Raw genomic sequence first — 1,566 nt, 5'->3', positions numbered from 1 at the left:
TCTAACCCCTTTTTGACTATTACTCTAACCCAAGGAGAAAGAACTCTTGAGAAAGAACTAAGCAGTAAAAAAGATGCATTGGCAGCATTATCTGAGAATGCTATCTCATTGGCCGATACTTATAACCAACTACTTAACGATTCAGCGTATAGCTTGGCAAGTCGTAATTCTCAAATGAAAATAAGGATTGCCGAAAGGGTTTATTCAACATCTAGGGGGGCGAGTGATAAGTCAATTGCCAAAGCTATTGATAATATGTTGACAGTGTTATCTGTTTATTGTGAACATAATAAAGAAATAAATAATCTTTCAGAAGATAAAAAGCGCTGGGTTCAGCAACAGTCTAGGCAGGGACAGTCAAAATTCAAAAGCCTCCTACTATTAAGTAGAAAAAAATGTATGGTTACCGGAGCAACAACTGCTTCAATATTAGATGCTTGTCACGTCATACCTCATTCTATTCGAGTTAATTACAGCTATGAAAATGGTTTATTATTAAGAAAAGATATTCACAAGTTGTATGATGATAAATTAATCGGTTTTGATGCTAACGGATTAATTAATATATCATCTAAAGTTTGTAAAGACGATATTATGTATACTCAGTATGATGGGAAAAAGTTGAGCGGAGATATTTGCGAACAGCTTTCATGCAACTTAGATCAAAAGTATAAAGAATATTTAGAATTTAATTCTTAAGCTATTTCTAAGTAACACTAAAATCAATTTAGACATACTCCTGCTCATAGCTTGCTTATCACAATTTATACTTTACCTGCTTGGTTTGGCAGTAAAATTAGCTGATAAGCACAGGCAATATCAAGTTAACTCAATAAAGCATTTTAACATGCTCCCAAACCAATTTATTGGCTTAAGAGCTTACAAATATTGGAGCTTGAAATAGCTAAAATCACATTGGCAGTCAGCTATTAAGATGCTGCAGAATTTAGTTTGGAAACCGCAAGCATCTTATTAAATTGGTGGATTTCCCTCAGACTCTGCACCCACTAAATTCTAGCCACTTTAATAAATACAACATAACGCCTGAAAACCCAACCAGAATATAATACGTCATCTTTCATAGATCTCACATACAACCAGTCATTCCCCATATCATCAATAACTTCAATAGTTTCTCCTATTTCAAGTTGTCGAATGATTGGAGCTGTTAAAGTAGGTCCTTCTCGAAAGTTAAGATTTTTTGCTGTAACGATAGCCCAATCACCCACTTTAATATCTAAAATAACCTTACTGGCTATATCTTTAATCTCTTCAGTTTCATACACATTTACAAAATAAGACGCTATTAATTCTCTATTTTCCATGAAGGTTGTTGCAATACAAGATATGAGAAATGGAAAGAATAAGGTATTCAGAAACCACCAAAATAAATCAAGTTTTTCTGGCGAAAGCTTATCTATAAGATCAGGATTTTGAATAATTGATGAAAATGAGTCTTCCGATTCAGCATCAAATAAAGAATTTTCCTTACTAGCTTTCTCATACAACTCTTGAAATTCATTTGCTTTAAATAATGAAAACTGCCTTCTACGCTTTCGTTGCAAC

Annotated in this window: 2 protein-coding genes and 1 pseudogene; 2 read left to right on the top strand and 1 reads right to left on the bottom strand. The window is 33.5% G+C overall.

All coding sequences use genetic code 11. The features are described 5' to 3' along the window. Both H5185_RS23515 and H5185_RS23175 read left to right on the top strand, forming a co-directional pair. Window positions 1-699: HNH endonuclease signature motif containing protein (locus tag H5185_RS23515; RefSeq protein ID WP_182743300.1), on the top strand; the 699-nt coding region annotated here is incomplete at its 5' end. A gap of 10 nt (window positions 700-709) precedes the next feature. After that, a pseudogene (locus H5185_RS23175) lies at window positions 710-976 on the top strand (IS4 family transposase); the annotation flags it as partial. A 31-nt stretch (window positions 977-1,007) separates the two neighbouring features. On the opposite strand, the gene H5185_RS22070 reads toward H5185_RS23175, so the two are convergent. After that, window positions 1,008-1,566: SH3 domain-containing protein (locus H5185_RS22070; protein WP_182743298.1), on the bottom strand; the 559-nt coding region annotated here is incomplete at its 5' end.

This window comes from Shewanella sp. SG44-6, from assembly GCF_014164185.1.
Taxonomy (GTDB): domain Bacteria; phylum Pseudomonadota; class Gammaproteobacteria; order Enterobacterales; family Shewanellaceae; genus Shewanella; species Shewanella vesiculosa.
The sequence above is the reverse complement of the archived record's forward strand: the minus strand, read 5'-3'. Positions and strand labels throughout refer to the sequence as shown.